Origin of the sequence: Mucilaginibacter robiniae, assembly GCF_012849215.1 — a bacterium.
Taxonomy (GTDB): Bacteria; Bacteroidota; Bacteroidia; order Sphingobacteriales; family Sphingobacteriaceae; genus Mucilaginibacter; species Mucilaginibacter robiniae.
In genome coordinates this window covers 4,506,782-4,531,023 of sequence record NZ_CP051682.1, presented here as the reverse complement: position 1 = coordinate 4,531,023, position 24,242 = coordinate 4,506,782, and the positions used below count along the sequence as shown (strand labels likewise).

General features: G+C 38.2%; 29 protein-coding genes and 1 pseudogene. 16 read left to right on the top strand and 14 right to left on the bottom strand.

Going from position 1 to position 24,242, the window contains the following annotated elements:
* Positions 1-35: 35 nt before the first annotated feature.
* Positions 36-1,250 carry a BaiN/RdsA family NAD(P)/FAD-dependent oxidoreductase gene (locus HH214_RS19805; RefSeq protein ID WP_169610601.1) on the bottom strand — a complete coding sequence of 405 codons (1,215 nt, stop codon included), beginning with the start codon at positions 1,248-1,250 and terminating at the stop codon, positions 36-38.
* On the opposite strand from HH214_RS19805, the gene HH214_RS19800 reads away from it, so the two are divergent.
* The 3 genes from HH214_RS19800 (at position 1,249) to HH214_RS19790 (ending at position 3,158) form a co-directional block, all read left to right on the top strand.
* Positions 1,249-1,872 (top strand): NADH-quinone oxidoreductase subunit A, encoded by a 624-nt coding sequence (locus HH214_RS19800; RefSeq protein ID WP_169610599.1) that lies wholly within the window; start codon positions 1,249-1,251, stop codon positions 1,870-1,872. The two genes, HH214_RS19805 and HH214_RS19800, sit on opposite strands and share 2 nt — an antisense overlap.
* Entirely contained in the window at positions 1,850-2,332 is a 483-nt protein-coding gene (locus tag HH214_RS19795) for an NADH-quinone oxidoreductase subunit B (RefSeq protein WP_169610597.1), read from the top strand. The genes HH214_RS19800 and HH214_RS19795 overlap by 23 nt, the downstream gene beginning before the upstream one ends.
* 118 nt (positions 2,333-2,450) lie before the next feature.
* On the top strand, positions 2,451-3,158 hold the full coding sequence (locus HH214_RS19790) for a DUF4932 domain-containing protein (RefSeq protein ID WP_169610595.1): 708 nt from the start codon (positions 2,451-2,453) through the stop codon (positions 3,156-3,158).
* Between the two features lie 131 nt (positions 3,159-3,289).
* Here the strand turns inward: HH214_RS19790 and HH214_RS19785 are convergent, their stop codons facing one another.
* The gene (locus HH214_RS19785) at positions 3,290-4,750 is read right to left on the bottom strand and encodes an NADP-dependent isocitrate dehydrogenase (RefSeq protein ID WP_169610593.1); all 1,461 of its coding nucleotides are present in this window, start codon (positions 4,748-4,750) and stop codon (positions 3,290-3,292) included.
* A gap of 121 nt (positions 4,751-4,871) precedes the next feature.
* Here HH214_RS19785 and HH214_RS19780 point away from each other — a divergent pair, with 121 nt between their 5' ends.
* Both HH214_RS19780 and purE read left to right on the top strand, forming a co-directional pair.
* Entirely contained in the window at positions 4,872-6,011 is a 1,140-nt protein-coding gene (locus HH214_RS19780; RefSeq protein WP_169610591.1) for a 5-(carboxyamino)imidazole ribonucleotide synthase, read from the top strand.
* 48 nt (positions 6,012-6,059) lie between these two features.
* A complete protein-coding gene (purE, locus tag HH214_RS19775) occupies positions 6,060-6,575 on the top strand; it encodes a 5-(carboxyamino)imidazole ribonucleotide mutase (protein WP_169610589.1) in 516 nt (171 codons plus the stop codon).
* 157 nt (positions 6,576-6,732) lie between these two features.
* Here the strand turns inward: purE and HH214_RS19770 are convergent, their stop codons facing one another.
* The gene (locus HH214_RS19770) at positions 6,733-7,296 is read right to left on the bottom strand and encodes a YqgE/AlgH family protein (RefSeq protein ID WP_169610587.1); all 564 of its coding nucleotides are present in this window, start codon (positions 7,294-7,296) and stop codon (positions 6,733-6,735) included.
* Positions 7,297-7,393: 97 nt separating this feature from the next.
* On the opposite strand from HH214_RS19770, the gene pdxH reads away from it, so the two are divergent.
* The 3 genes and pseudogenes from pdxH to HH214_RS19760 all read left to right on the top strand — a co-directional run bounded on the left by pdxH (position 7,394) and on the right by HH214_RS19760 (position 9,774).
* Positions 7,394-8,041: a pyridoxamine 5'-phosphate oxidase gene (gene pdxH, locus HH214_RS19765; RefSeq protein ID WP_169611223.1), complete on the top strand. Its 648-nt coding sequence runs from the start codon at positions 7,394-7,396 to the stop codon at positions 8,039-8,041.
* A pseudogene (locus HH214_RS22015) lies at positions 8,038-8,499 on the top strand (NADH-quinone oxidoreductase subunit C); the annotation flags it as partial. The gene pdxH and the pseudogene HH214_RS22015, both read left to right, overlap by 4 nt.
* Positions 8,500-8,643: 144 nt before the next feature.
* Positions 8,644-9,774, top strand: a complete 1,131-nt coding sequence (locus tag HH214_RS19760; RefSeq protein WP_248282285.1) for an NADH-quinone oxidoreductase subunit D — start codon at positions 8,644-8,646, stop codon at positions 9,772-9,774.
* An 83-nt stretch (positions 9,775-9,857) separates the two neighbouring features.
* Here HH214_RS19760 and HH214_RS19755 read toward each other — a convergent pair whose 3' ends face one another.
* Both HH214_RS19755 and HH214_RS19750 read right to left on the bottom strand, forming a co-directional pair.
* On the bottom strand, positions 9,858-10,967 hold the full coding sequence (locus HH214_RS19755) for a S1C family serine protease (RefSeq protein ID WP_169610583.1): 1,110 nt from the start codon (positions 10,965-10,967) through the stop codon (positions 9,858-9,860).
* A 15-nt stretch (positions 10,968-10,982) separates the two neighbouring features.
* A complete protein-coding gene (locus tag HH214_RS19750; protein ID WP_169610581.1) occupies positions 10,983-11,552 on the bottom strand; it encodes an RNA polymerase sigma factor in 570 nt (189 codons plus the stop codon).
* 127 nt (positions 11,553-11,679) lie between these two features.
* Between HH214_RS19750 and HH214_RS19745 the strand changes: the two genes are divergently transcribed.
* From HH214_RS19745 to HH214_RS19735, 3 genes are all read left to right on the top strand, one after another.
* Positions 11,680-11,868 carry an entericidin gene (locus tag HH214_RS19745; protein ID WP_169610579.1) on the top strand — a complete coding sequence of 63 codons (189 nt, stop codon included), beginning with the start codon at positions 11,680-11,682 and terminating at the stop codon, positions 11,866-11,868.
* Positions 11,869-11,902: 34 nt separating this feature from the next.
* Positions 11,903-12,193, top strand: a complete 291-nt coding sequence (locus HH214_RS19740) for a hypothetical protein (RefSeq protein ID WP_169605384.1) — start codon at positions 11,903-11,905, stop codon at positions 12,191-12,193.
* 120 nt (positions 12,194-12,313) lie between these two features.
* The gene (locus HH214_RS19735; protein WP_169610578.1) at positions 12,314-12,520 is read left to right on the top strand and encodes a hypothetical protein; all 207 of its coding nucleotides are present in this window, start codon (positions 12,314-12,316) and stop codon (positions 12,518-12,520) included.
* A 53-nt stretch (positions 12,521-12,573) separates the two neighbouring features.
* Here HH214_RS19735 and HH214_RS19730 read toward each other — a convergent pair whose 3' ends face one another.
* The 5 genes from HH214_RS19730 to HH214_RS19710 all read right to left on the bottom strand — a co-directional run bounded on the left by HH214_RS19730 (position 12,574) and on the right by HH214_RS19710 (position 15,609).
* Positions 12,574-12,885: a hypothetical protein gene (locus HH214_RS19730; protein WP_169610576.1), complete on the bottom strand. Its 312-nt coding sequence runs from the start codon at positions 12,883-12,885 to the stop codon at positions 12,574-12,576.
* A 156-nt stretch (positions 12,886-13,041) separates the two neighbouring features.
* Complete coding sequence (locus HH214_RS19725; RefSeq protein WP_169610574.1) at positions 13,042-13,503, bottom strand: PA2169 family four-helix-bundle protein; 462 nt, start codon at positions 13,501-13,503, stop codon at positions 13,042-13,044.
* A 78-nt stretch (positions 13,504-13,581) separates the two neighbouring features.
* Positions 13,582-13,749 (bottom strand): phosphatidate cytidylyltransferase, encoded by a 168-nt coding sequence (locus tag HH214_RS19720; RefSeq protein WP_169610572.1) that lies wholly within the window; start codon positions 13,747-13,749, stop codon positions 13,582-13,584.
* Positions 13,750-13,841: 92 nt separating this feature from the next.
* Complete coding sequence (locus HH214_RS19715) at positions 13,842-15,026, bottom strand: alpha/beta hydrolase (RefSeq protein WP_169610570.1); 1,185 nt, start codon at positions 15,024-15,026, stop codon at positions 13,842-13,844.
* Between the two features lie 103 nt (positions 15,027-15,129).
* A complete protein-coding gene (locus tag HH214_RS19710) occupies positions 15,130-15,609 on the bottom strand; it encodes a hypothetical protein (RefSeq protein ID WP_211166267.1) in 480 nt (159 codons plus the stop codon).
* Positions 15,610-15,727: 118 nt separating this feature from the next.
* On the opposite strand from HH214_RS19710, the gene HH214_RS19705 reads away from it, so the two are divergent.
* Positions 15,728-17,203: an ATP-binding cassette domain-containing protein gene (locus HH214_RS19705; protein WP_169610568.1), complete on the top strand. Its 1,476-nt coding sequence runs from the start codon at positions 15,728-15,730 to the stop codon at positions 17,201-17,203.
* 87 nt (positions 17,204-17,290) lie between these two features.
* Complete coding sequence (gene mqnC, locus HH214_RS19700; RefSeq protein ID WP_169610566.1) at positions 17,291-18,412, top strand: cyclic dehypoxanthinyl futalosine synthase; 1,122 nt, start codon at positions 17,291-17,293, stop codon at positions 18,410-18,412.
* A gap of 72 nt (positions 18,413-18,484) precedes the next feature.
* On the opposite strand, the gene HH214_RS19695 is transcribed toward mqnC, so the two are convergent.
* Both HH214_RS19695 and HH214_RS19690 read right to left on the bottom strand, forming a co-directional pair.
* Positions 18,485-19,336: a ferritin-like domain-containing protein gene (locus HH214_RS19695; protein WP_169610564.1), complete on the bottom strand. Its 852-nt coding sequence runs from the start codon at positions 19,334-19,336 to the stop codon at positions 18,485-18,487.
* A gap of 23 nt (positions 19,337-19,359) precedes the next feature.
* Positions 19,360-20,058: a ferritin-like domain-containing protein gene (locus tag HH214_RS19690; RefSeq protein ID WP_169610562.1), complete on the bottom strand. Its 699-nt coding sequence runs from the start codon at positions 20,056-20,058 to the stop codon at positions 19,360-19,362.
* 100 nt (positions 20,059-20,158) lie between these two features.
* Here HH214_RS19690 and scpB point away from each other — a divergent pair, with 100 nt between their 5' ends.
* The 3 genes from scpB (at position 20,159) to HH214_RS19675 (ending at position 22,249) form a co-directional block, all read left to right on the top strand.
* Positions 20,159-20,719 carry an SMC-Scp complex subunit ScpB gene (scpB, locus tag HH214_RS19685; protein ID WP_169610559.1) on the top strand — a complete coding sequence of 187 codons (561 nt, stop codon included), beginning with the start codon at positions 20,159-20,161 and terminating at the stop codon, positions 20,717-20,719.
* A gap of 124 nt (positions 20,720-20,843) precedes the next feature.
* A complete protein-coding gene (locus HH214_RS19680) occupies positions 20,844-21,032 on the top strand; it encodes a hypothetical protein (RefSeq protein ID WP_169610557.1) in 189 nt (62 codons plus the stop codon).
* Between the two features lie 86 nt (positions 21,033-21,118).
* Positions 21,119-22,249 (top strand): GNAT family N-acetyltransferase, encoded by a 1,131-nt coding sequence (locus HH214_RS19675; RefSeq protein ID WP_169610555.1) that lies wholly within the window; start codon positions 21,119-21,121, stop codon positions 22,247-22,249.
* 48 nt (positions 22,250-22,297) lie between these two features.
* Here the strand turns inward: HH214_RS19675 and HH214_RS19670 are convergent, their stop codons facing one another.
* Both HH214_RS19670 and HH214_RS19665 read right to left on the bottom strand, forming a co-directional pair.
* Positions 22,298-22,639 carry a helix-turn-helix domain-containing protein gene (locus tag HH214_RS19670; RefSeq protein ID WP_169610553.1) on the bottom strand — a complete coding sequence of 114 codons (342 nt, stop codon included), beginning with the start codon at positions 22,637-22,639 and terminating at the stop codon, positions 22,298-22,300.
* Positions 22,640-22,699: 60 nt separating this feature from the next.
* Entirely contained in the window at positions 22,700-24,067 is a 1,368-nt protein-coding gene (locus tag HH214_RS19665) for a UDP-N-acetylmuramate--L-alanine ligase (RefSeq protein WP_169610551.1), read from the bottom strand.
* Between the last annotated feature and the right edge of the window lie 175 nt (positions 24,068-24,242).

The following is a 24,242-nucleotide window of genomic DNA, read 5'->3' as shown; positions in this document are numbered from 1 at the left end:
GTATATTTTAATTCAAAGTAGACAAAATAAATTAATTAAATATTCTGTGCTATCACAAACCCACAGGCCCAAGCCCATTGGAAATTGTATCCACCTAACCAACCAGTAACATCCACACACTCTCCACCGAAAAACAATCCTGGAACTTTTTTGGCTTCTAAAGTTTTAGAAGATAATTCATCGGTACTTACTCCACCTCGCATTACTTCTGCCTTATCATACCCCTTATCACCAGCTGGCTTCACTTTAAATTGATGAATTATTTGCTGAATAGTTTCTAAATCCGTTTTTGATAATGAAGCTAAGTTTTTATCCACGGGTAAGAAAATCTGTAAAGCCTCGGCAAATTTACGGGTAAATAGTCCAGCTAATATAGTAAGCAGGCTTTTCTTCGGGTTAGCAGTACGTTCTTTTACGACTAACTCTATTATATTTTGTGCAGGCAGTAAGTCCAAATAAAACTCCTGCCCTGCCCGCCAATAGCTGGATAGTTGTAAAATAGCTGGTCCGCTTAAACCCCAATGAGTAAACAAAATGTTTTCTTCGAAACTAATCTGGTCATTCCAAACTCTGCAAAAAATACTATTGCCTGATAATCGCTCATACCAAGCCTGCTCCTTCCCTGTAATAGTAAGCGGCACCAATGCAGGCATCGGCTTTATCACTTGTAAGCCAAACTGTCGAGCTATACGTAAAGCAAAATCTGTAGCACCTAGCTTCTGCACCGGCAAGCCGCCAGTAGCCATTACAACGCTAGGTGCCGAAATTTGAGATACTTTCCCTTGACGTTCATATGTTACCTGGAAACCATCTTTCACCTGCTCAATAGTCTTGACTTCGGTTTCCAACCAGATGGGTTGATCAAGGTCGGTACATAAGTTGGTGAACACCTCCACTATATCCTTAGCTTTATTCGTTTGTGGAAACAGTTGGCCTAACGTTTTCTCCTGCCCGCTAATCCCATAAATTTCAAAAAAGCTAATGGTATCTTCTACCGTCCATTGTGCAAAGGCCGATTTACTAAAATGCGGATTTGCCGAAACAAACTGCTGATGCGAGGTATGCAGGTTCGTGTAATTACACCGTCCGCCTCCACTGATTAAAATCTTAGCTCCTGCCCTGCTGTTTTTTTCTAGTATTAAAGTACGCTTTCCTAAAAAACCAGCTTGTACAGCGCACATGAGTCCACAGGCACCGGCGCCAATTATAATAGCATCAAAGTGGGTTTGTTTTGTTAAATTAGCAGCCATGAATGAAGTTTCGCAAATATCTGAATTTGGTAAGATATTTATCTTCGTACTGGTGGGTTTAATTCTGGTAGCTACCGTCTTGATGTTAAACCGTTTGATTGCACCTAATAAGCCTAATGCTGAAAAGTTAACTTCATACGAGTGCGGCGAAGATCCTGTTGGCAGCGCCTGGATACCATTCAATACCCGTTTTTACGTAATTGCTCTTATCTTTTTATTGTTTGATGTAGAAATGGTATTCATTTTTCCGTGGACTACTGTTTACGCAAATAAGAGTTTGGCTGCTGCCGATAGCCGCTGGAGTACGTTTGCGCTTGCAGAAATGTTCATTTTTGCAAGCATACTAATACTGGGTTTAGTTTACGTTTGGCGAAAAGGCGACCTGGAATGGATAAAACCTCATACTATTCTCCCTCAGGTAGAAGTAAATATTCCGGCTTCGGTTTATGAAAAGGTAAACTTAGAACAGCAAGCGTATGCAGTAAAAGCTTTTACTGTTGAACAACCAGACTTTATACCACCTATTCCGGCAAGTACAGAACCTGCACCTGCTGCTATAAGAAAGCCCATGTTTAAACCTACATTTAAAAAGCCAGCTGATGAATCCGGAAAGCATGAATGAAAATGGCGGCGTAATGGTAACCAAGTTAAACGATCTCCTGAACTGGGCGCGTTTATCATCGCTTTGGCCATTAAGCTTTGGTATTGCTTGTTGTGCCATTGAAATGATGGGAATGTACGCATCCACCTACGATGCTGACCGTTTGGGTGTTTTGCCCAGAACCTCAACGCGGCAGGCTGATGTGATTATTATTGCCGGAACAGTCACCTTTAAAATGGCTGAGCGTATTAAAAGATTATACGAACAAATGCCTGAGCCACGCTACGTTATTTCGATGGGATCATGTGCTAACTGCGGAGGCCCCTACTGGCAACATGGTTATCATGTGGTTAAAGGAGTTGACCAGATTATACCGGTTGATGTTTATGTGCAAGGCTGCCCTCCACGCCCTGAAGCATTAATTGGAGCTATTATGGAACTGCAAAAAAAGATAGAGCAAGAGAGATTAATTACCACTTAACAAGTACTCTCCCCATAGTTAATGCATTTGTTATTTGATAGAATAACTAAGCATTGCCAAACAACGTATGAAGTACTAATACAATAATGTAGTATTTCAACCACCTTGTTTCATAACTATGAACATCATTTTTAAGTCAGCTATTATTAGTGTAATGCTGCTATGTTTTGCAGCTATCACATTAAATGGTTGTAAAAGCACTGACATTGCTTCCCGCTATACTTCCAAATATATTAATAGTAATACCAATAAAGTTATAGCCCAAGTACCCGAAGCTTATGAGTTGGGCTATATTATACTGGCATTAACTGATTATAGTCAACGTGATACCAATTTAATTGATACGCATTCACAGTACTACCATGATGTAATTCGATATTTCAACAACTATAAAAATCATCGTGCTGTTGTTCTCTTAAACCAGGAAATTAGCAGAAACTTCAAATACTTTCATAGCTTCAGAGATGGCTTATATGCTTTTCAATTATCCCATAATCGTCTTTCGCTTAAATCAGATTACCGGATTGATTTGAATAAGTTTAATTTCAAAAGGTTTGCACCACTAATGCGAGACTTTGCTTCAAAATCAAACTTTGTGAAGTTTTATAATGATCATCAATCCTTTTATACTCAGCTAACTAACTATCAGCAGCAACAATTAACCATCGAAGCAGCTCAGAAAATGGTAGAGAAAGATTATACAATGTCCTTCAATAGTTACAAAATTGTTTTATCACCTTTAATGAACGGCTATCCAGGTACTTTAGCTATAAATAGCCGGCGCTTTACAGAGTGTTTAATATTTACTCAAACAATCAATAAATAGTTAAATTTATTGATAACTACTAATCAGTATTAATTCAATATTTAGTTAATAAATAGTTATAAAGTTTACTTATAAACAAGAAAAGCTGTTCATAGACTGAACAGCTTTTCTTGTTTATATTTGAAAAAGGCTTATTGACCTTGCGCAAGCGAATATCCTATTTTGTCGCCAAACTTCATTAGGAACTCCACTGAACACACTTTAAGAGCATCAGATACATCGGCTGCAATATTGAAAACATCTTTCTGGTTCAGCTCAATACCGTCCGCTTTTTCGTAGCGTATGCGGAATTGATTTACTAATTCAGTATATACCGATCCGGTAGGCCAAACTTGGGTACCACGGTTTGAAATCATAATCAGCTTAAACTTGTCGTTCAATTTGCTTTGAGCAACTTCAGCCAATTGTGCAGGTTGTAAAGTTGATTCAACAAACACATCCACACCTAAAATTTCTTCCTCAATATCAGGCTGAGATACGGTTATTTTATTTTCTGATGGATGAAAGTCAGCGTTGGTTTTGCATTCAAAATTTGGCTGAGAAAATGCACCACCTTGTACAGGATGTTTGCCTAAGTTAGCAATAATACAATCTGCAAATTCAGAAGTATTTTTTGAAGGTACTGAACGATCGCCGAAATCGCCGGTATGTACGCCTTTTTCTAAAGTGTACAGCAAGGCATTTTCTATAGTAGCAGCATTTGCCGTCAAACCTAAATAGCGTAACATTGAAATACCAGACAGTAACAAAGCTGTTGGGTTAGCAATATTGCGTCCAGCAATATCTGGTGCTGTACCATGTACCGCTTCAAAAATCGAGATGTTATCACCAATATTGGCTGATGGTGCAAAACCTAAACCTCCTACTAAGCCCGCACACAAGTCAGATACTATGTCACCTTGCAGATTGGTTAACACGATAGACTGGAACATTTCCGGGTGGCTAACCAACTTCATACATAAGTCATCTACAATGATATCGCTGGCTTGCAGATCTGGATATTCTTTAGCTATCTCATAAAAAGTTTCCAGAAATAAGCCGTCAGTCAGTTTCATGATGTTGGCTTTATGACCACAGGCTAATTTTTTATAACCTTTACGTCGAGCCATTTCAAACGCATAACGAATTACTTGTGCCGAACCTGGACGAGTAATAATACGACGCCCTACAGCTACGTCATTAGTCATCATATGCTCAATACCACCGTAAGTATCTTCAATATTTTCGCGGATGATGGTTAAGTTAATAGATACACCAGCTTTTGAAAAAACGGTTTGCACACCATTCAATGATCTAAAATCGCGTTGGTTAGCATAAGTATTCCACACTTTACGAGCAGTTACGTTTATGCTTTTTACACCTTTACCCTTAGGGGTTTCCATCGGGCCTTTAAACAATATACCCAGGTTTTCAATAGTAGCTTTAGCAGCTTCAGTCATACCTGTTGAGTGGCCTGCATCGAAATAAGACTTGCCCATTTCTACAAACTCATATTCTAGGGGTACTTCATTGGCTTCAAAAATTCGAAGTACGGCGTCCATAATTTCCGGACCGATACCGTCGCCTTTCGCTACTGCTATTTTTGTCTTCATCTGGATAAAAATTACACATTTTAGTAATCGTGTCAAATATACATCATAAACCGGAAAGGTTGTATTACATAAATTGATTTAGGCTTTTTGAAACTTTTGAACTAACATTGTACTACCAAATATGAAAGCGTTTTACGGAGATTTACGCCTGGGCATTTTAGGCGGCGGACAGTTGGGACGAATGCTAATTCAGCAGGCTATCAACTACAATGTAACTATTAAAGTACTTGATCCTGACCGAGAAGCACCCTGCCGCAAACTGTGTGACGAGTTTGTAACCGGCTCATTAAGTGATTACGAAACTGTTTATAATTTCGGCAAAAAAGTTGATCTGCTTACCATCGAAATTGAAAAGGTAAACGTTGATGCGCTGGAACAGTTGGAAAAAGAAGGCGTGATTGTATATCCGCAACCACGCGTTATCCGGTTAATACAGGATAAAGGTTTACAAAAACAGTTTTTTAAAGAAAACGATATTCCTACCGCAGAATTTCAGGTAATATCATCTGCCGAACAATTGCAGCAAAGCCCAATGCCTTTCCCTTACATACAAAAATTACGTCGTGATGGGTATGATGGTAAAGGTGTTTATAAGGTTATAGACGAAAGTTACTTGCAAAATGCATTTACAGCTCCCAGCTTAATTGAACGCTGGATTGATTTTGAAAAAGAGATAGCCGTAATTGTATCTCGAAATGCAAAAGGCGAAGTAGCTACCTTCCCGTTGGTGGAAATGGAGTTTAATCCAGAAGCTAACTTGGTTGAATTTTTAATATCTCCTTCTACCCTTTCATTCGAGTTGCAGCAGGAAGCAGCTGATATAGCTAAAAAGATTGCCAATAACTTAAAAATTGTAGGCTTACTGGCAGTTGAAATGTTTTTGGATAAACATGGCAAAATATTAGTGAACGAATTGGCGCCACGCCCGCATAACAGTGGTCATCAAACCATAGAAGGCAACATTGTTTCGCAATTTGAGCAACACTTACGCGCTATATTTAACCAGCCACCAGGTGATACAGCGGCTTTAAATAACGCCATTATGGTTAATGTATTGGGTGAAGCAGGCCATGAAGGTCCGGCAGTATATCAGGGTATTGAAAAAGTGCTAAAATGCTCAGGTGTTTATATTCATTTATATGGTAAAGCACTTACTAAACCTTTCCGTAAAATGGGCCATGTTACCATCGTAGATGCCGACCGGGAAAAAGCTATTGAAAAAGCAAGATTTGTTCAACAAACCTTGAAAGTAGTAAGTTAAATATCATCTCATTCCACTAAGCATTATTTCTAATAAATTAAATCACGCATGAATTTATCTGCCAAAATAGGTATCATCATGGGCAGCCAGTCTGACCTGAATATCATGAACGATGCCGCTGCTGTACTTCAGGAACTGGATATTGCTTATGAAATAACCGTTGTATCAGCCCATCGTACACCCGATCGGTTGTTTGATTATGCAAAAACAGCATCTGCCCGTGGTTTAAAAGTAATTATTGCTGGTGCTGGTGGTGCCGCACACTTACCAGGCATGGTAGCTTCGCTTACGCATCTGCCAGTTATTGGCGTACCAGTAAAATCCAGCAATTCTATAGATGGTTGGGATTCGGTATTATCCATATTGCAAATGCCGAACGGTATTCCGGTAGCTACTGTAGCCTTGAATGCTGCTAAAAATGCCGGTTTGCTGGCTGCACAAATCTTATCAACAGCAGATGAAAGTATTGCGCAACGATTAATTGATTATAAAACAATCTTGGCTCAAAAAGTTGAAGACTCTGCTTTGCAGATGAAGCAGAACGGTTATCCATCAGCTTACTAAATGTGGTGAGTGGTGAGTGGTGAGTGGTGAGTGGTGAGTGGTGAGTGGTGAGTGGTGAGTGGTGAGTAAAGCAAGTTTAGTAATATAATATAGTTTTACTTGGTCTTATTAACCACTTTAATATTTTGTTCACCACTTCCCATTCACTATTCACCAACTAATTCAATGTTGGATTTTCAGGAAAGTTAGCAATGTGAGCATAACGCTGACCGAGGCTAATTACCACTTCGCGCCATAAGTTTTGCTCATCATGCGTAAATAAGCTTTCTGGGTTAAACTTGTTGGCTACAATCCAAGTATTTTCTGATATTTCAGCATCCAACTGTCCGCTTGTCCAGCCGGAGTAACCAGCAAAAAAGCGGATTTCATCAGCATTCAACTGATACCCGGCAAGCAGCTCTTTTACCTGCTCGTAGTTTCCTCCCCAATATATTCCGTCCCATATTTCAATACCACCTTCTATTTTATCAGGACAACGATGAATAAAGTGTAAGGTATTGTTAGCCACTGGGCCACCCACATAAACTGGCATTTCTGAATATGCCACATCAGGCAATAGATCACCCAGCATATATTCACTTACATGGTTCAATACATAGCCCATGGTTCCTTCGTCCGAATACTCCGTTAACAAGATAACTGATCGTTTAAAGTTAGGATCCATCATAAATGGCTCAGAAATTAAAAGCCTACCGGCAACAGGTTTGATTGAACTCAGCATGTTTAGTATAGTTTCTTATTTTAACATTAGTAACGTAAATATGTTCATTTAAGGTATAAAGCTGGTAATGCTACAATCAATTTGTAAGTTTGCAATGATGAATCAGCAAGATATACAAAATTTAAGGCAGGACTACCAGGCAGCCTCATTGTTGGAAAAAGATACAGATAACAATCCGATTAAACAGTTTGAGAACTGGTTTACCGAAGCTTTACAGGCGCAAATACATGAACCTAACGCCATGACGCTGGCTACAGCCACTCATGATGGCAGACCCTCTGCCAGGATATTGTTATTAAAAGGCTTTGATGAACGTGGATTTATCTTTTATACCAACTATCTGAGCCGGAAGGGTAAAGAAATAACCAAAAACCCTCATGCGGCTATGACTTTCTTCTGGGGGCCGCTTGAACGCCAGATACGAATTGAAGGCACCTTGGAAAAGTTAAGCAAAGAAGAGTCAGAAAAATACTTTCACTCACGGCCAAAAGGCAGCCAGATTGGAGCACTCGCTTCACCACAAAGTCAGGAAATTGCTGATAGAAGCATTGTAGAAAATAAATGGAAACAGCTAGAAACAGAATATACCGATAAAGAAATTCCCAAACCATCATACTGGGGCGGTTATATTTTGAGACCACAATTGATTGAATTTTGGCAAGGTCGGTCTAGCCGTTTGCATGATCGTATTTTATATAAAAAGTCGGATAAGAGCAACTGGAAAAAAGTAAGACTTGCCCCATGAGCAACGTGCAAATCAAACAATTGCTGATTGAGAAATTTGGACTGAGCGTAATTACGGGTGAAGACGAGCATGGTTTACAATCTGCTCTGCACATAGCGCCTGAACAGATTGCGCACGTATGTCTGGAACTGCGCGATAATCCAGCCACTTACTTTGACTACTTATCATGTCTTTCAGGAGTTGATTACGGGCCTACAACTAATCGTTTTGAAGTAGTTTATCATCTAGCTTCTATCCCTTACCGTACACAGCTAACATTAAAAATCAGTAAAATACATGGCCGAGGATTGAATGATTTGCCGAGCTTTCCAAGTCTGTCAATGGTTTATCGCACTGCCGATTGGCACGAACGTGAGGCATACGATTTAGTCGGGATCTTTTTTGAAGGACATCCTGATTTAAGGCGTATTTTACTACCTGACGATTGGGTAGGTTATCCTTTACGGAAAGATTATAAAGCTGCGGAATATTACAAAGGTATCAAGATTGGCTATACCCCTTTTACTCCTGAGAGTGAAGAACAGGACTCATTAAATTCATCCATATTAACTGCTGCTGTAGAAAAGTACCAAGCTAAAATAGCTGCTGCCGCAACGCAAGATATGGTATTGAACATGGGGCCTCAGCATCCATCTACCCATGGCGTATTACGTTTAGAATTAATTACTGATGGTGAGATTGTTAAAGAAGTAATTCCGCACGTTGGTTATTTACACCGCTGTTTTGAAAAGCATGCTGAATCGCTCACCTATCAGCAAACTATTCCGTTTACCGACCGCATGGATTACCTAGCATCCATGAACAACAGTCATGCTTGGGTAATGGGCGTTGAACGAATGTTAGGTATTGATAAAGATATTCCGAAAAGAATTGAATACATCCGGGTATTAGTTTGCGAGTTAAACCGGATTGCTTCGCACCTGATTGCCATTGGCACTTACGGCATTGACATTGGAGCCTTTACCCCTTTCTTGTGGTGCTTTCGTGATCGTGAACATATTATGGGCATGCTGGAATGGGCTTCCGGCTCACGAATGCTTTACAACTACATTTGGATTGGTGGGCTATTTTATGATTTGCCCGTAGGCTTTGAAGAGCGTTGCCGTGAATTTGTAAATTATTTTAAGCCCAAGTTGGCAGAGTTAAATGAACTGCTTACTGGAAACCAGATTTTTATCAGCCGTACTGCTAACGTGGGTATTTTGCCACTTGATGTAGCTATTAATTATGGTTGTTCAGGTCCAATGCTACGTGCATCGGGTTTGAAGTGGGACCTTCGCCGTATTGATAACTATTCAGCCTACCCGGAGCTTGAATTTGATGTACCTATAGGTACAGGCGAAATGGGTACTGTGGGTGATTGCTGGGATCGTTACAAAGTGCGTGTGGATGAAATTGAACAATCTTTAAAAATGATTGAACAATGCCTGGATCGATTACAAAAGGAACTAAAGCGTACTCCTGAATTTGACCCACGAGCAAAATTACCTCGCAAGATTACACCTAAAGCGCAAGACTACTACATGCGTGCTGAAGGTGCTAGAGGTGAATTAGGCTTTTATTTCATTACCGATGCTGATGGTAAATCAGAAATACCATTTCGCGTAAAAGCACGTGCGCCCAGCTTTAACAATCTATCTGTTATATCTGAAATTTCGAAAGGTGTAATGATTGCAGATTTGGTTGCCAACATTGGCTCCGTAGATATTGTACTAGGCGAGCTAGATCGATAATATTAGTTTATCATTTACCATAAACAAGAAAGGCCTTCATCAAATATGAAGGCCTTTCTTGTTTATATGTTTCAGGTTAACTTTTAATACACCTTAACCATGAATACATAGTTATTTAGCTTTTTGATTTGTTGTTTAGGGCTCAAACCTGCTAAGCTATTTTTGCTGCTTGTATTAAGCAATATGGTATTTGCAGTAGTATCATTCGTAACGCTCTGAACGGCTTTGAAAATGTAGCTTGACTTAATAGCAAATGAAACGCTTTCATTCTGCATCTGCTTACCATTTACAATACCAATCACGTTACCTTTAGAATCCAGCAATGGGCCACCACTATTACCAGGGTTTACTGGTAATGATAATTGGTAAGTAGTTGTATCACCGTTAAAACCGGTTGATGAACTTAAATAACCTCTATCATATACATAATCATCACGAGGATAACCAATAGTATATACTTCTTCACCTACATCGCTTTTATTTTTCCGGAAAGTGTAAGGTATTGTGCCCAAACCTGAAAAAGCGGCATCATCAATTTTTAAAATAGCAATATCATGCATAGGTTCGCTATAAATTAGCTTAGCATGATAAGAATCGCCTGTAGCATTTTGCACATATAAAGAATCTGCTCCTCTTACTACGTGGTAATTGGTAATTAAATAACCAGTTGAAGTAAGTGCAAAACCAGTACCATCAAATTTACTTGGCGTGGTTAGATGCCGACCATTAACTTTTATTTCATGCAACAACTCGTTAGTTGAGTGATTGAGTTTTTCGGTAGCATTCTTATAGCTTTGAACTTCACGTTTTAGCTCAGTAACACCTGGTGTATTTTTGCTGAAATAACCGGTAGCGTACAAAGTTACCATCATAGCAAAAATAGCAACAGATGCAGCAACAGAAATTTTGCTATGATGATTACGCCATAACTTTACAACCCATGATGGATGCACGGTTAATTCTTCAGTCAATGCATGTACATCAATTTCCTGGTGTATATCGTTCAGGCGTTTTTCCAGCTCAACACGTGCGCCATATTGCTTAATTAAACCAGTAAAATGCAGATGTTCTTCCACACGGCTTTTTATAGCAGCATTTTCCTGGCATAATTTTTCAAAATGCAGCTTTTCTTCGTTACTTAACTCGCCGTTGAGGTAACGCTCGGTCATCTCAATCAGTTGATTTTCATTCATCAGTTTGTATCCCCCTTATGGTTGCTGAAAAAATAGTTTTTTCAGGCGTTGCAGGCATTTGTACTTCTGAGTTTTAGCATTGTCAGCATTGGTGTAACCAAATTTTTCGCAAATCTCTTGCATCGATTGGTCATGAATATAAAAGTCTTCAATAATGGTTTTACAAGGTTCGCCCAACAGCTCCAAAGCCCCTTTCATACGGGTAAATTGCATATCACGTTCGGTATGCAGATCTACATCTTCTTCTGCAGGTACATGTTCCTCAAAATCCTTAATGTCTCCGGCATATCTGCTCATTTGATTCAATCTCTTGAGCCAAAGTTTGCGGCATACCGAATATAAAAAGGTTTTCAATTTGCTGCTCAGCTCAAACTTGCCGCTTTTAACCTTATTGTAAAGAACAATTATAGCTTCCTGATAAACATCTTTAGCATCATCAGCCGTTCCGTTATTATTGATGATTAGTTGCAATATCATCGGGAAATAGGCGGTGTATAAACGCTTTAGTATCGTTTCTGAATTGTTTAGAATACCAAAAACAACTTCGCTATCTGTTGGTGCTGAATTATTTATCGCTTTACTCACTATTTAATACAGTTTATGCGAAATTGTAACCCATAATTGATAAAAAAAAATTTTACCATAAATAAAATTCTAGTGGGTTACATTTTCAAATAGCCGTGTATTAATGGTAAAATTAATATTCAGCATTATGAAAAACTTAATTAAAGCTGGCTTATTAGCCATTACTGTATTGTCGTTAGCTTCTTGCTCAGGCAATGGCGCAAAATCTAACTCTTATGATTCTGTAGCTACACGTACAGACAGCAGCAGCACTTCAAGCAACGTTGATACTATGGCGAAGGCTGATACAGCTAAAGCTGATACTACTAAGAAATAACTTTTTCCAAACCTTTATATAATAAATCAATCACATGAAAAACATGTTCAAGTCAGGTTTAGCTGTGCTAGCTTTAGCTTCATCATTAGTATCTTGCAATGGCAACGGTTCAGGCAATGGCAAAGATTCTTCTCAAGCAGACTCTTCTACATCTACTCAATCTACAACAGATACTTCAGTTAAGGTAGATACTGCAAAAAAAGATACAGCCACTATTCAAGCCGATACACCACAAACTACCAATGCAGCAAGTACAGGCGATACGGTAAGTAAAACCATTACTAAAAAAACTATTGTAAAAAAAACTGTAACTAAAAAGCAGTAATAATCAGCATCTTACAATAAAAAAGTAAGTTTCTGAAAAAATATTTAAAAAATGCGGGTTACCTTTTCCATTTACCCGTATTAAAGGGAAACTATTAATCACTTATTAAAAGAAATTAAAATGAAAAATGCATTCAAATTAGGCTTTTTAGCTTTAGCTTTATCTTCAATGGTTGCTTGCAAAGGTAACGGTTCATCTACTTCAGATTCTACTAAAACTGATTCTACTACAATGTCAACTGACACTGCAGCTAAAATGGACTCTACTGCAACTGACACTGCAAAAGCTGACACTTCTAAAATGGCTGATACTACTAAAAAAATGTAATATCGCTTTAAGAAGCATAAAAAAGCCCTGATTGTTAAAATCAGGGCTTTTTTTTATTTCTTAGTTGAATCAGTTGCGGCGGCTGGTGCCTTGGCTGTGTCCGGTTTAGCTGGCGCTGTGGTTTCCATGGTAGTTTTAGTACTTGGCGTTCCTTTAGGCATTGTTGTACCACCAGATGAGCTATAATCAAGCAAAGTAGCTCCACCTAAGTTTGTAGTCGTTTTTGAAGTATCACGGTTTGATACATCGTACGTGTTCGTACCTCTTACTGAGTCAACACCACCACCAGGTGTATGATCGCCAGAACAAGCCTGTAGCAAAGCTGCGCTACCGGCCAACATAGTTATTAAGATTACTTTTTTCATTAAAAGGCTTTGTTAGTGATGAATTAACAGTTGATTAAACCGATTGTTGTTTGAGAGCGCAATATACCAAATACTAACTTTTTGAAGCAGCTTTATCATAAAAAAGCACCTTGGAACTAACCAAAGTGCTTTTTTATGCTGTCAAAAAAATCTTGATTATGATTCTTTTTCCTGATCGCGCAGCATTTTAACTTTATCATGAGCAGCTTTTAAATTTTGCTCTTGTTCAGTTAATATATCGCGTATGTAAGCTGGCAAATGCTCATCGTCTAAAGCTGTTTTATAAGCTTTTTGCGTAGCATCTTCACCAAACTCACATTCTTCTAGTACGCTGCGTGTACTATGACCGCTAAAGAATGCTTTTACATTCAACCAGGTACGATGAATATCTCCACTGTTAGATGTAGTGTTCTCAATATCTTTAGCGTATGACTGCACTTCGGTTCCTAAAGCCATTTTAAATTTATGGCTATCACCAATAAAGCTGGTGAACAAGTGCTTTAAATCTTCATGACCTTCGCCTACTTCTTTAGTAGCACGTTCATAACCCAAAATTCTGTCGTTATGAATTTTAACTAAGTCATTTAAAGTTTCAACTGTTTTTTGTGCGTATTCCATAGTGTATGTGTAAGTTTGATTGGTGTAACTGCAAAGTTTTTATTTTGTTTTCAGATGCATAATCAGCTTAAAAAGCTATTATGAACGTCCTCTGAACATAGAGATAATCCAGATAATAATAAAAATTACAACTAATACAGCAATAATACCAACGGCTGCACCAGCCTTAAAAATACCGGCAATTGCCGAACAGCTGCTTAGAGTAAAAACTAAGGCAGCCATAATTACTAAACTTAAATTTTTCATAGATAGGTGAATGTTTAAATGTATTGTTATATAAGCAATAAGGCTGCCATTTTTTATAAACAGCAGCCTTATTAACTAAATGATTGAATTTATTATTTGTTAAAAGCGTCTTTTAACTGACTTACAGCATAACCTTCTGCATCTTTAGCAGTAGGTACTAATGCACCCATTCCGAAAAACTCGTGAGTTACACCGTCATAAACTTTACGATCAACTTTTACACCAGCAGCTTTTAGTTTATCGGCCAGCATACCACCGTCGCTTTGCAGAGGATCAAGCTCAGCATTGATAATGGTTACTGGAGGCAGACCTTTTAAATTAGCTGCAACCAAGTTTAAGCGTGGATCTTTAGCTTCAGCCATTGAGTTGGTGTAGTTTTTAGTGAACCACATCATCATGGCTTTGTCTAATGGTTTGCCTTCTACATACTTGTTGTATGATGGGCTAAACATATCTGCACTAGCAATTGGATAAACACTCAACACATGCAATGGCAATTGTACACCTTTATCACGTGCAGCAATAGTAGTTGCTACAGCTAAGTTACCGCCGGCACTTTCACCTGCAATAGCAATCTTTTTCGGATCACCTTTAATTGAGGCTGCATTTTTTACTACCCACTGGTAAGCATCAAATGCATCATTATGTGCTGTCGGGAATTTATGTTCTGGCGCTAAGCGGTAAGCTACAGATACTACTACTGCTCCTACCTGATCAGCTAATGTTTTTGCTGATGCATCATAAACATCGATGTTAGCAATTACGAAACCGCCACCATGGTAGTAAACAATTACCGGGAACGGACCATTACCTGATTGTGGCGTATATACACGAATATGTACATTACCTCCAGTTACCGGAATTTCTTTACCCATTGTATCCACTTTCATTTGTGGCATAGCAATGTTATTTTCTTTCATCACATCCATCACAGCATCAGTAGCTGTATGGTTTTTACGGGCTTGAGCTGCCGGTAATGAAGGGATTGGTTTGTCATGATAACTTGCCAATTTTTCCAACACGGCTTGCATTTGTGGCTTAATGTCTTGCCCCCAAGCTGGTTTTGGTCCTTTTGGTTTCACATCATCTACTGAACCACCGGCTTTAGCTGTGTCAGTTGATGTAGTTGTAGCCGTAGTGGTTGAGCTATCGGTAGTTGTGGTGCTCGAACCAGATGAATTACTTTTACAAGCAGTAAAAGATGATACGGCTGCTAATGCTAATACAGCAACTGATTTGGTGTAGTTAGCTTTAAAATGATCAAATAAGTTTTTCATAAGTATAAAAAGGTATTTTTGAATTAACCTTTTTAACCATTATATATAAAAATTGTTAGTTAATACCTAACGTATATTCTTATTAGGTGTAATATTTATCAGATCAGTTTTTTATTGCTTTTGCAACTTTTTCATAAGGCTTTTCTGTTTTGCGGTTCAGTAGTTTAATAACAGACGAAGAAACAAGCCCACCCATGAAATAGTACAAAACAGCCAGTAGTTGCGTCTCGCTAGTGCGATTACTATGCTTTTCATTTAACCCTAGTGGCTTAGGTAATATAACTGCGCCTAAACCAGCTGCCAAACCCAAAGCAGAACCTTTGAGCCATGTTTTTTTAGGACCAACCCCTATTAGGCTGTAGTAAATAGAATTACTGAATAAATCACCAGCCATGGTTAAATAGTACAAATTATCACCTTTAGGTATTTCAGCATTCATTTTCTCCAATATCTTGGTTAATGATTCCATGCCCAGCAAATCCATGCGAGGTGCATCTTCATCAGTTTTTTTCAATATTTGGTGAAGTGCAGTAACTGCACAAGCTCCTGCCAAGCCACCGGCTAATGCGTTTATCAGTTTCATAAATTTGTAATTCAGTTTATATTAAAGCACATAAGCAGGTAATTTGTTCATATTTGTTTTAGTAAATACAGATTGATTAAAATACACCTGCATTTACGTACGCTATAAATTACTCATCATGACTCTGCTATCTATCCACAACGCAACAGTTAAACAGGCTAACAAAATTATACTACACCAGATAAACTTTACTGTGCACAAAGGCGAACAATGGCTTATTACCGGTGAAAGTGGCTCGGGTAAAACAGCATTATTACAGGTACTAGCTGGTCGGCTTAGTTTATCGTCAGGTAATTTAAATTGGCAATTTAACCCGTCAAATGCAACAACCACAAGCCATAGACCTATTGCATTGGTTGATACCAAACATCATTTTCGTACAAAATCAAACACTAGCGAATTTTACTACCAACAACGGTTTAATTCGTCAGATACGGAAAATGTTGCTACGGTTGAAGAGTATCTTACTAGCCTCCCTGTATTTAATTCAGGCACAATTATTTGGACATACGATGAAATCATAAGAAGGCTACAACTAGAATACTTATTAAATAAGCCGCTCATCCAGCTATCTAATGGCGAAACACGACGGTTACTTATTGCTGCAGCTTTATTAAAAAAGCCAGAAATATTACTCATGGATAATCCGTTAAACGGATTAGATGTACAAACACGTGGCGCTTTTAGTACGCTAATTGATGAAATTGTGGCTTCTGGCATAACAGTAATTATGTCGGCCAGTACGCAGGAAATACCGGCCAGTATTACTCACATTGCCTATTTAAAACAAGGAACTATTGATAAAATTAGCACGCCAGAACAATTTACCAGAGTAACTGAACCTGCTGATAACACTCCAGCTATTAATAAAGAAACGCTGCAAAAACTATTAAGTAATAACACACAAGACTTTAATGATATTGTTAACCTTAAAAATGTTACGGTTACTTACAATCAGCTCAAAATTTTAGATAGTGTAAACTGGCAAATAAAACCTGCTGAGCATTGGGCATTGCTAGGCCCGAATGGCGCAGGAAAATCTACTTTGTTGAGCTTGATTAATGGCGACAATCCGCAGGCTTATGCTAACGATATTACTTTGTTTGATCGTAAACGTGGTAGTGGTGAAAGCATATGGGATATCAAACGAAAAACAGGCTTTGTATCTCCTGAACTATACCAGTACTTCCCGACAGATAGCTCATGCCTGCAAGTAATTGAATCCGGCTTTTATGATACTTTAGGTTTGTTTAGGCCTAGCCAACCAGCTAAAGTTCAATTAGCTACGCAATGGATGCAAGTGTTGCATATAAATCAATACAGCAGACATTTATTCAAAAACATACCCGCTAGTACACAACGCTTATGCTTACTAGCCAGAGCTCTGATAAAAAGTCCACCATTGTTGATATTAGATGAACCCTGCCAGGGTATGGATGAGCAACAACGTATGAACTTTAAAAGTATACTCGATGTTATATGCAGCTTAACTTCGGCTGCTTTGATATATGTTACACACTACCAACAAGATATTCCTGATAGTGTAAACAAAGTTTTGAGGCTTAACAAAGGTAAGGTGGTAACTGATGAATAAACTACCATGTTCATCAAGTCAGTATCATATTACAGCTGTACATACTTTGCCAGTTGAATGTTTAACGTTTAGCCCTTACCTTTGCGTATGAATACTGCTGATTTACTGCAACGTGCACTCCACTTCAACTTTTTAAGTATTGAAGAAGGTGTTTATTTGTATCATAATGCCAGTACGCCCGAACTCATGTATGTAGCTAATGAGCTACGCAAAATTCAAGTGCCTCATGGAAAGGTAACCTGGCAAATTGATCGGAACGTAAACACTACTAACGTTTGCATTGCTAATTGTAAGTTCTGTAACTTCTTCCGTCGCCCGGGTCACCCAGACAGCTATATTACAGATATTGATACTTACAAACGTAAAATTGAGGAAACCTTTAAATATGGCGGTGACCAATTATTGTTGCAAGGTGGGCACCATCCTGATTTGGGGTTAGCTTTTTATGTAGATCTGTTTAAACAACTCAAAGAGCTTTACCCTACTCTGAAGTTACACTCATTAGGTCCACCAGAAATTGCTCACGTAAGTAAATTAGAAGGCATGAGCCATATAGAAGTGCTGAAAGCTTTACAAGCTGCGGGGCTAGATTCATTGCCTGGTGCTGGTGCTGAAATATTGAATGATCGTGTTCGACGCTTAATATCCAAAGGGAAATGTGGTGGTAAAGAATGGCTGGATGTTATGCGGGCGGCTCATCAAATCAATTTGCCTACTTCAGCTACCATGATGTTTGGGCATGTAGAAACTGTTGAAGAACGCTTTGAACACTTGGTTTGGATACGTGAAGTACAGGCTGAAAAACCAGAAGAACACTATGGTTTTACCGCCTTTATTCCGTGGCCTTTTCAAGATGATGGCACCTTATTGCGCAAGGTAAGAGGCATTACCAACAATGTAAGCGGCGATGAATATATACGAATGATTGCATTAAGTCGTATTATGCTACCAAACGTTAAGAATATTCAGGCATCATGGCTTACAGTGGGCAAACAGGTTGCTCAGATATGCTTACACGCTGGCGCTAATGATTTTGGTTCAATTATGATTGAAGAAAATGTAGTATCAGCCGCTGGTGCACCACACCGTTTCACAGCACGAGGCATACAGAATTCTATTAAAGAAACTGGCTTTGAACCACAACTACGTAATCAAAAATATGAATGGCGTGAATTGCCAGCTATGGAAGAGCAAGTAATTAATTACTAATGATCAACTAAATAAAAAAAGCGGTTCTACTTGTGCAGAACCGCTTTTTTTATTTAGCTAAAGCTTTTTAAATTATGGCTTTTTAAATAAAGCAATAACTGGAAGAACTTGAGCCATAGTTAATGGTTCATCAAAAGCTTCGGTTGCAGCATTAACTGCAACAGTACCACTAATAGCTGGTAACTTAGTTATATCAGCACCACCTTGAGATACATTATCTTCACCTGAATATATAGATGCTACTGCGGCAGTACCGGCTGCATTCAATCCTGTTATACCGCTAGTTACGCCTGTAATCCATGGTTTAACTGATACACCACGTAACTGACGTAATCTACGCAGGTAAGAAGCGTGACGTGCTTCTACAGAGTGGATGTTCAAAGCAGCAGTCAATACGGTATTTGTACCCATCAATGCAGTAGCTTGTCCTTTGTAAGCTCTTACTCCATTATCTTCAAATGTTTGTGCTAGAGCAAGGAAAGTATCGTAACTAGTTTCAACACTAGCAAATGGCCCGTTGCCAGAACCACTACCACCACTGAAATCCCATGAAGGTGCAGCAATAGCACTACTTCCTAATACTGATTTTAGAAAGTTTACGTGGTTAGTTTCATCAGTTTTTAATAATGCTAAACCTGCAGCATTAGCTGATGGAATGTAAGAATAGCTAAGATATTTGTTGTAGAATGATGATTCTAAATATTCAGCTGTAAGAGCAAAGTTCAATACACTGACAACTGATGAGGACAATGACTGACCATATGCCTTTTTAAACAAGGCACTTATAGCGAAAGGCAAAGAAGCTACAGCTACTTTCGAGCCGAAGCTAGTTATATTTTTAATAGCTGAACGACGAGGGCTGATTCTATCAGCAAATTCAGGATCAGCAGTTTGTATATCGTTTAATAAGTTTAAAAAGTCCATTTTGAGTTTTTTGTTTAGTTTGATTACTTACCTACATTACCACCATACAACGGTTTACCACTTACAAACGCATTGGCAACATTTAATACAGTAAGAGGATCTTGAGATATTTCAAGGCTAGTACCTGCACTAAGAGTTACAATGCTATCATCAACTGGATATACACCCAGCAAAGCACGAATTAAAGCAGCATGTCTAGCTTCTACTGAAACGATTTTTCCAGCTAAAACTAAGTAATCAGCTGTTTTAATCATAGCTCCTGCACCGTTGTAAGCTGATACACCTAAGTCTTCAAAACCTTTTGCTGCTGCTAGAACACTAGTTCTGTCTGCAAAGTTAATTTTCGAGAAGTTAGGAGTTAAACTACCGATAGCGTTAGAACCCAGGGCCGCCTTGAAAAATTCACGATGTGCAACTTCATGGTCACGTATATCTGTAAGATATGAAGTTTCCATAGCAGTAATGCCTGAAAATGGGCTTGCAATCACCTGAGTGTAAAACGCAGCTTCTAATTGCTCTAGCGCATAAGCATAGTTTAATATACCAAGATCACCAGATCCTAAATCAATTACCTGTGGATCACTAACCACACCACCATGTTTATTACAAGATGCCGCTGTTGCTACTACACCTACGGCTGCCGCTCCTGCACCGGCGAATTTTAAAAATGACCTTCTGGCCATTGAGCCCCCAACAATGTTGTCTTGTGTTGTTGTTTTCATAAGTAATACAAATTATTAATTACAGATTTACAATATTACAATTTACGAACAATATGGTTTGGCAGTTTTAGTAAATTATTAAATAATGTACTTTTGTACAATGCCTGAAATTGAGCAACACATAGAAGCTTTAATATTTGCATCAGAGCAAAGCATACGGCTGCCAGAAATTTTATATTGCCTCCAAGCTGCTTTGCACGATGATATTTTAGAAACTGATGTCAGGGAAGCTATCAATAACATTGCCAAAAAGTATAATAATCCTGAATTGGCTATTGAGTTAGTCTACCTGAACAATGGTTATCAATTTTTAACTAAAAAACAGTACCACGAAGTAATTAGCCAATTACAGCTACAACAATCTAAAAAGAAATTGAGCCAGGCCGCGTTGGAAACCTTAGCAATAGTAGCCTACAAACAGCCAATCACCAAGTTAGAGATTGAACAAATACGTGGCGTAAATTGCGACTATACTCTACAAAAGCTGCTCGAAAAAGAATTAATTATTATCTCAGGCAAAGCTGATACTATTGGCCGACCTCTACTATACAGCACCAGTGGGCAATTTGCTGACTACATGGGAATAAGCAATATTGATCAACTTCCTAAACCTTCCGACATGAACCCGGTAGCTAGTACCATCGGTTCTGAACAGGAATAATTTTTGGTTCAGTGTTTTTCTGAATTTGAAATTTGATTATTTTTGAAACACTAACAGAGGCTGATTACCTGATTCAAATTAGTTTTACCGATATATTTTTTAACACAACCAGCAATTACTCACCATGCAAACGCCTAAAAAAAATACCAGCAAAGCTACTTCTTCAAAAAGCGGAGATGCCAAGAAGCCTGCGTTAAAACCTGCTGAGACAAAGCCTAAAAAAAGTTTTGATGATGACGACGATTTTGGCGCACCGTTAGATGACCTGGATTATGATAGCTTAAGTCGCTACGATGATGACGATGATTATTAATGTGCACAATTTAGCTTGGCTAGTTTGATATAAAGTTTTAAAGCATCCGCATCGGATGCTTTTTATTTACCTTAACATTTCACTTGATGATTATTACCGAGGTTACTGATAGAGTAACGAAAATTAAATTTTTAGATACAGCCCGTTACATCTATCAACAGTACCTGCACGATACTAATTGGATTTGCCCTTTAGATAATGACATTGAAAATGTTTTCGATCCTAAAAAAAACAATTTCTTTCAGTTTGGCACTGCAACACGATGGTTACTTACCAGCGATAGTGGTCAGCCGTTAGGGCGTATAGGGGCATTCATTAATGAGAAGAAAGCGTATCAGAACGATCAACCTACAGGCGGCGTAGGCTTTTTTGAGTGTGTTCAAGATCAGCAAGCTGCTAATAAATTGTTTGATACAGCTCGACAATGGCTACAGCAGCATGGCATGAAAGCCATGGATGGACCTATCAATTTTGGTGAAAATGATATGTTTTGGGGGTTACTGGTAGAAGGCTTTATGCCACAATCTTACGGCATGAATTACCACCCTTCATACTATAAGAATTTGTTCGAACAATATGGCTTTGAAACCATGTACGAACAAATAACCAACCATATTGATGCACATAAACCTTTCCCTGAACGTTTTACTAAAATTGCCAACTGGGTGATACAAAAACCGGGTTACGAGTTTAAGCACTTGGAACCTGCACAAATTGAAGATTTTGCAGCTGACTTTATGGAGATATACAATGATGCCTGGCAGGATTTTGATAAATTTGTACCTATCCAGAAACAAACCATTCTAAAAAGCTTCCAGCAAATGAAAGCTATTATGGATAAAAACCTGATTTGGTTTGCTTACGTCAACCAAGAGCCAGCAGCTTTTATAGTGGTACTACCTGATGCAAACCAAATGATTAAAACATTAAACGGCAAATTAAACCTGATAGGAAAACTCAAGTTTTTATACCATAAATGGAAAGGTGTTAACCGGATGCGGGCAGTAGTAATGGGTACTAAAAACAAGTATCAAAAACACGGGCTTGAATCAGCCATGTTTATTAAGATAAAAGAATACGTGCTTCCATTAAAGCAATATGATGAGATGGAACTATCGTGGGTGGGAGATTTCAACGATAGAATGCTTGCTTTACATCAAGCCACTGGCGCAACGTTTGGTAAAAAGCATGCTACCATGCGTTATATATTTAAATAATCCGGTACTTAACAGCACCGGACTATTTAAATATATAAAATTAATGCTTTATGCCGTAGCTTTACTTTGTCTTAATTCTTCAAAAAGCTCAATAACTTTTTTCTGTAAATCAATCACTTCGGTTTCTCTATCCATAAGTTTTTTATTTACATTTTCCAGTTCGCTTTGATATTTTTGCTCGTACTCGGCGTCGTTAAAAGTAAGCAAAGATACTACAGACATGTCAAATAGGTTTGCAATCTGCTCCAGCCTTGAAAGATTAATATCTGTAATGCCGGTTTCAATTTTTGAAAAAGCCGGGATAGAAATATCTAGCCTTTTGGCTACATCTTCCTGACTCCATCCTTTTTGGTGTCTTAGTAATCTAATCTTTTTACCGAGTGTCTTCATGTTTTAAATTAAGGATAAGGGTTTCTTATGAGTTAATAAAGTTACAATAATTATTTAATACTAAAATCCAGTTTTGTTTAATATTTTCTGTGTCAAGTTATTCAGATCGATTCCACCAAAGTTACCCGAACTCATTAATAATACATTAGCATTATCTACACTTTCCTGTTCCAGCAAGCTGGTTAATGCAAGCGAATTGTTTAAGAATATTAAATCAGCCCGTGCAAATGCCTGTTTAACATCATCTTCACTGTAAGGCGTTAGTTGCTTTTGTTCAAACGTTTTTGCATCAATAAACACAACTGCTTTACTGGCCTCATCCATACTACCTGCATATTCATTCAAGAACTTTTTATCCAAACTACTAAATGTGTGCAACTCTATACAAGCAATAAGCTTTCTTTCAGGAAACTGCGATTTAACAGCTTCTATGGTTGCTTTTAGCTTTGAAGGCGAATGTGCAAAATCTTTATAAATATTAGTTACTGATGATTTACCTAATAATTCCAACCGACGAGCAGCTCCTTTAAAGCTGCTCATACTGTTGTAGAAATCATGAGTACTAATGTTCAGCTGACTGCAAACTGCATGTGCTGCTTCAATATTTAATAAGTTGTGTTCACCAAAAACTTGCAACGGATATTGCTTATTATCACTTATGATGCTAGTAATACCGTTATTTATCTCGTATTCTGGTAATTTATACGGTTCTTTTCTTATAGGAGTTTCATTTCTGGCAATTAATTGTTGTAATACGACATCGTTTTGCGCATAAAAAACAATTCCATCTGGTTGTATAGTTTGTATAAACAACTCGAACTGGGCAGTATAACTTTCAAAAGTTGGAAAAACATTGATATGATCCCAAGCAATACCACTAATAACACCTATATGCCCTTGGTATAAATGAAACTTTGGTCGCCGGTCTATAGCTGAAGAAAGATATTCATCCCCTTCAATAACAATAACAGGTGCATCGCTCAGCTTCACCATTGTGTCAAAACCTGCTAACTGTGCCCCAACTAAATAGTCGAAATCCTGACCGGCTTGTTGCAGTGCATGCAAAATCATGGAGGTTATAGTTGTTTTACCATGACTTCCGCCTACAACTACCCGTAACTTGTTTTTAGATTGCTCATAAATATACTCTGGGTAAGAATATATTTTAATGCCTAGTTCCTGGGCTTTCAACAATTCAGGATTATCGGCACGGGCATGCATACCTAAAATTACCGCATCTAAATCATTGGTGATTTTTTCGGGGTACCAGCCAGTTTTTTCAGGCAATAAACCATACCTGCTTAATCTGGATATAGATGGCTCAAATAATACATCATCCGAACCGGTTACCTGAAATCCTTTGTTATATAAAGCCATTGCCAGATTGTGCATTGCGCTGCCACCAATAGCTATAAAGTGTACCCTCATGTAAAAATATTAGCTCAAAAGCAATTTATTGCAAATAAACAGAAAAACCCTTGATACATCAAATAAATTCATGAACGATACGCAATATCTTGCCACGTATAGATAATAGCGCTATTACTATATTAAGCTATTAGAAACATAATGTAACTGGTCAATTCAAATCTGGTAAGTTTAC

Coding starts and splice junctions, on each gene's coding strand:
- HH214_RS19800 (WP_169610599.1), top strand. CDS start 1,249: ATGAATGAAGTTTCGCAAATATCTGAATTTGGTAAGATATTTATCTTC.
- HH214_RS19805 (WP_169610601.1), bottom strand. CDS start 1,250: ATGGCTGCTAATTTAACAAAACAAACCCACTTTGATGCTATTATAATT.
- HH214_RS19795 (WP_169610597.1), top strand. CDS start 1,850: ATGAATCCGGAAAGCATGAATGAAAATGGCGGCGTAATGGTAACCAAG.
- HH214_RS19790 (WP_169610595.1), top strand. CDS start 2,451: ATGAACATCATTTTTAAGTCAGCTATTATTAGTGTAATGCTGCTATGT.
- HH214_RS19785 (WP_169610593.1), bottom strand. CDS start 4,750: ATGAAGACAAAAATAGCAGTAGCGAAAGGCGACGGTATCGGTCCGGAA.
- HH214_RS19780 (WP_169610591.1), top strand. CDS start 4,872: ATGAAAGCGTTTTACGGAGATTTACGCCTGGGCATTTTAGGCGGCGGA.
- purE (WP_169610589.1), top strand. CDS start 6,060: ATGAATTTATCTGCCAAAATAGGTATCATCATGGGCAGCCAGTCTGAC.
- HH214_RS19770 (WP_169610587.1), bottom strand. CDS start 7,296: ATGCTGAGTTCAATCAAACCTGTTGCCGGTAGGCTTTTAATTTCTGAG.
- pdxH (WP_169611223.1), top strand. CDS start 7,394: ATGAATCAGCAAGATATACAAAATTTAAGGCAGGACTACCAGGCAGCC.
- HH214_RS19760 (WP_248282285.1), top strand. CDS start 8,644: ATGGTATTGAACATGGGGCCTCAGCATCCATCTACCCATGGCGTATTA.
- HH214_RS19755 (WP_169610583.1), bottom strand. CDS start 10,967: ATGAATGAAAATCAACTGATTGAGATGACCGAGCGTTACCTCAACGGC.
- HH214_RS19745 (WP_169610579.1), top strand. CDS start 11,680: ATGAAAAACTTAATTAAAGCTGGCTTATTAGCCATTACTGTATTGTCG.
- HH214_RS19740 (WP_169605384.1), top strand. CDS start 11,903: ATGAAAAACATGTTCAAGTCAGGTTTAGCTGTGCTAGCTTTAGCTTCA.
- HH214_RS19735 (WP_169610578.1), top strand. CDS start 12,314: ATGAAAAATGCATTCAAATTAGGCTTTTTAGCTTTAGCTTTATCTTCA.
- HH214_RS19730 (WP_169610576.1), bottom strand. CDS start 12,885: ATGAAAAAAGTAATCTTAATAACTATGTTGGCCGGTAGCGCAGCTTTG.
- HH214_RS19725 (WP_169610574.1), bottom strand. CDS start 13,503: ATGGAATACGCACAAAAAACAGTTGAAACTTTAAATGACTTAGTTAAA.
- HH214_RS19720 (WP_169610572.1), bottom strand. CDS start 13,749: ATGAAAAATTTAAGTTTAGTAATTATGGCTGCCTTAGTTTTTACTCTA.
- HH214_RS19715 (WP_169610570.1), bottom strand. CDS start 15,026: ATGAAAAACTTATTTGATCATTTTAAAGCTAACTACACCAAATCAGTT.
- HH214_RS19710 (WP_211166267.1), bottom strand. CDS start 15,609: ATGAAACTGATAAACGCATTAGCCGGTGGCTTGGCAGGAGCTTGTGCA.
- HH214_RS19705 (WP_169610568.1), top strand. CDS start 15,728: ATGACTCTGCTATCTATCCACAACGCAACAGTTAAACAGGCTAACAAA.
- mqnC (WP_169610566.1), top strand. CDS start 17,291: ATGAATACTGCTGATTTACTGCAACGTGCACTCCACTTCAACTTTTTA.
- HH214_RS19695 (WP_169610564.1), bottom strand. CDS start 19,336: ATGGACTTTTTAAACTTATTAAACGATATACAAACTGCTGATCCTGAA.
- HH214_RS19690 (WP_169610562.1), bottom strand. CDS start 20,058: ATGAAAACAACAACACAAGACAACATTGTTGGGGGCTCAATGGCCAGA.
- scpB (WP_169610559.1), top strand. CDS start 20,159: ATGCCTGAAATTGAGCAACACATAGAAGCTTTAATATTTGCATCAGAG.
- HH214_RS19680 (WP_169610557.1), top strand. CDS start 20,844: ATGCAAACGCCTAAAAAAAATACCAGCAAAGCTACTTCTTCAAAAAGC.
- HH214_RS19675 (WP_169610555.1), top strand. CDS start 21,119: ATGATTATTACCGAGGTTACTGATAGAGTAACGAAAATTAAATTTTTA.
- HH214_RS19670 (WP_169610553.1), bottom strand. CDS start 22,639: ATGAAGACACTCGGTAAAAAGATTAGATTACTAAGACACCAAAAAGGA.
- HH214_RS19665 (WP_169610551.1), bottom strand. CDS start 24,067: ATGAGGGTACACTTTATAGCTATTGGTGGCAGCGCAATGCACAATCTG.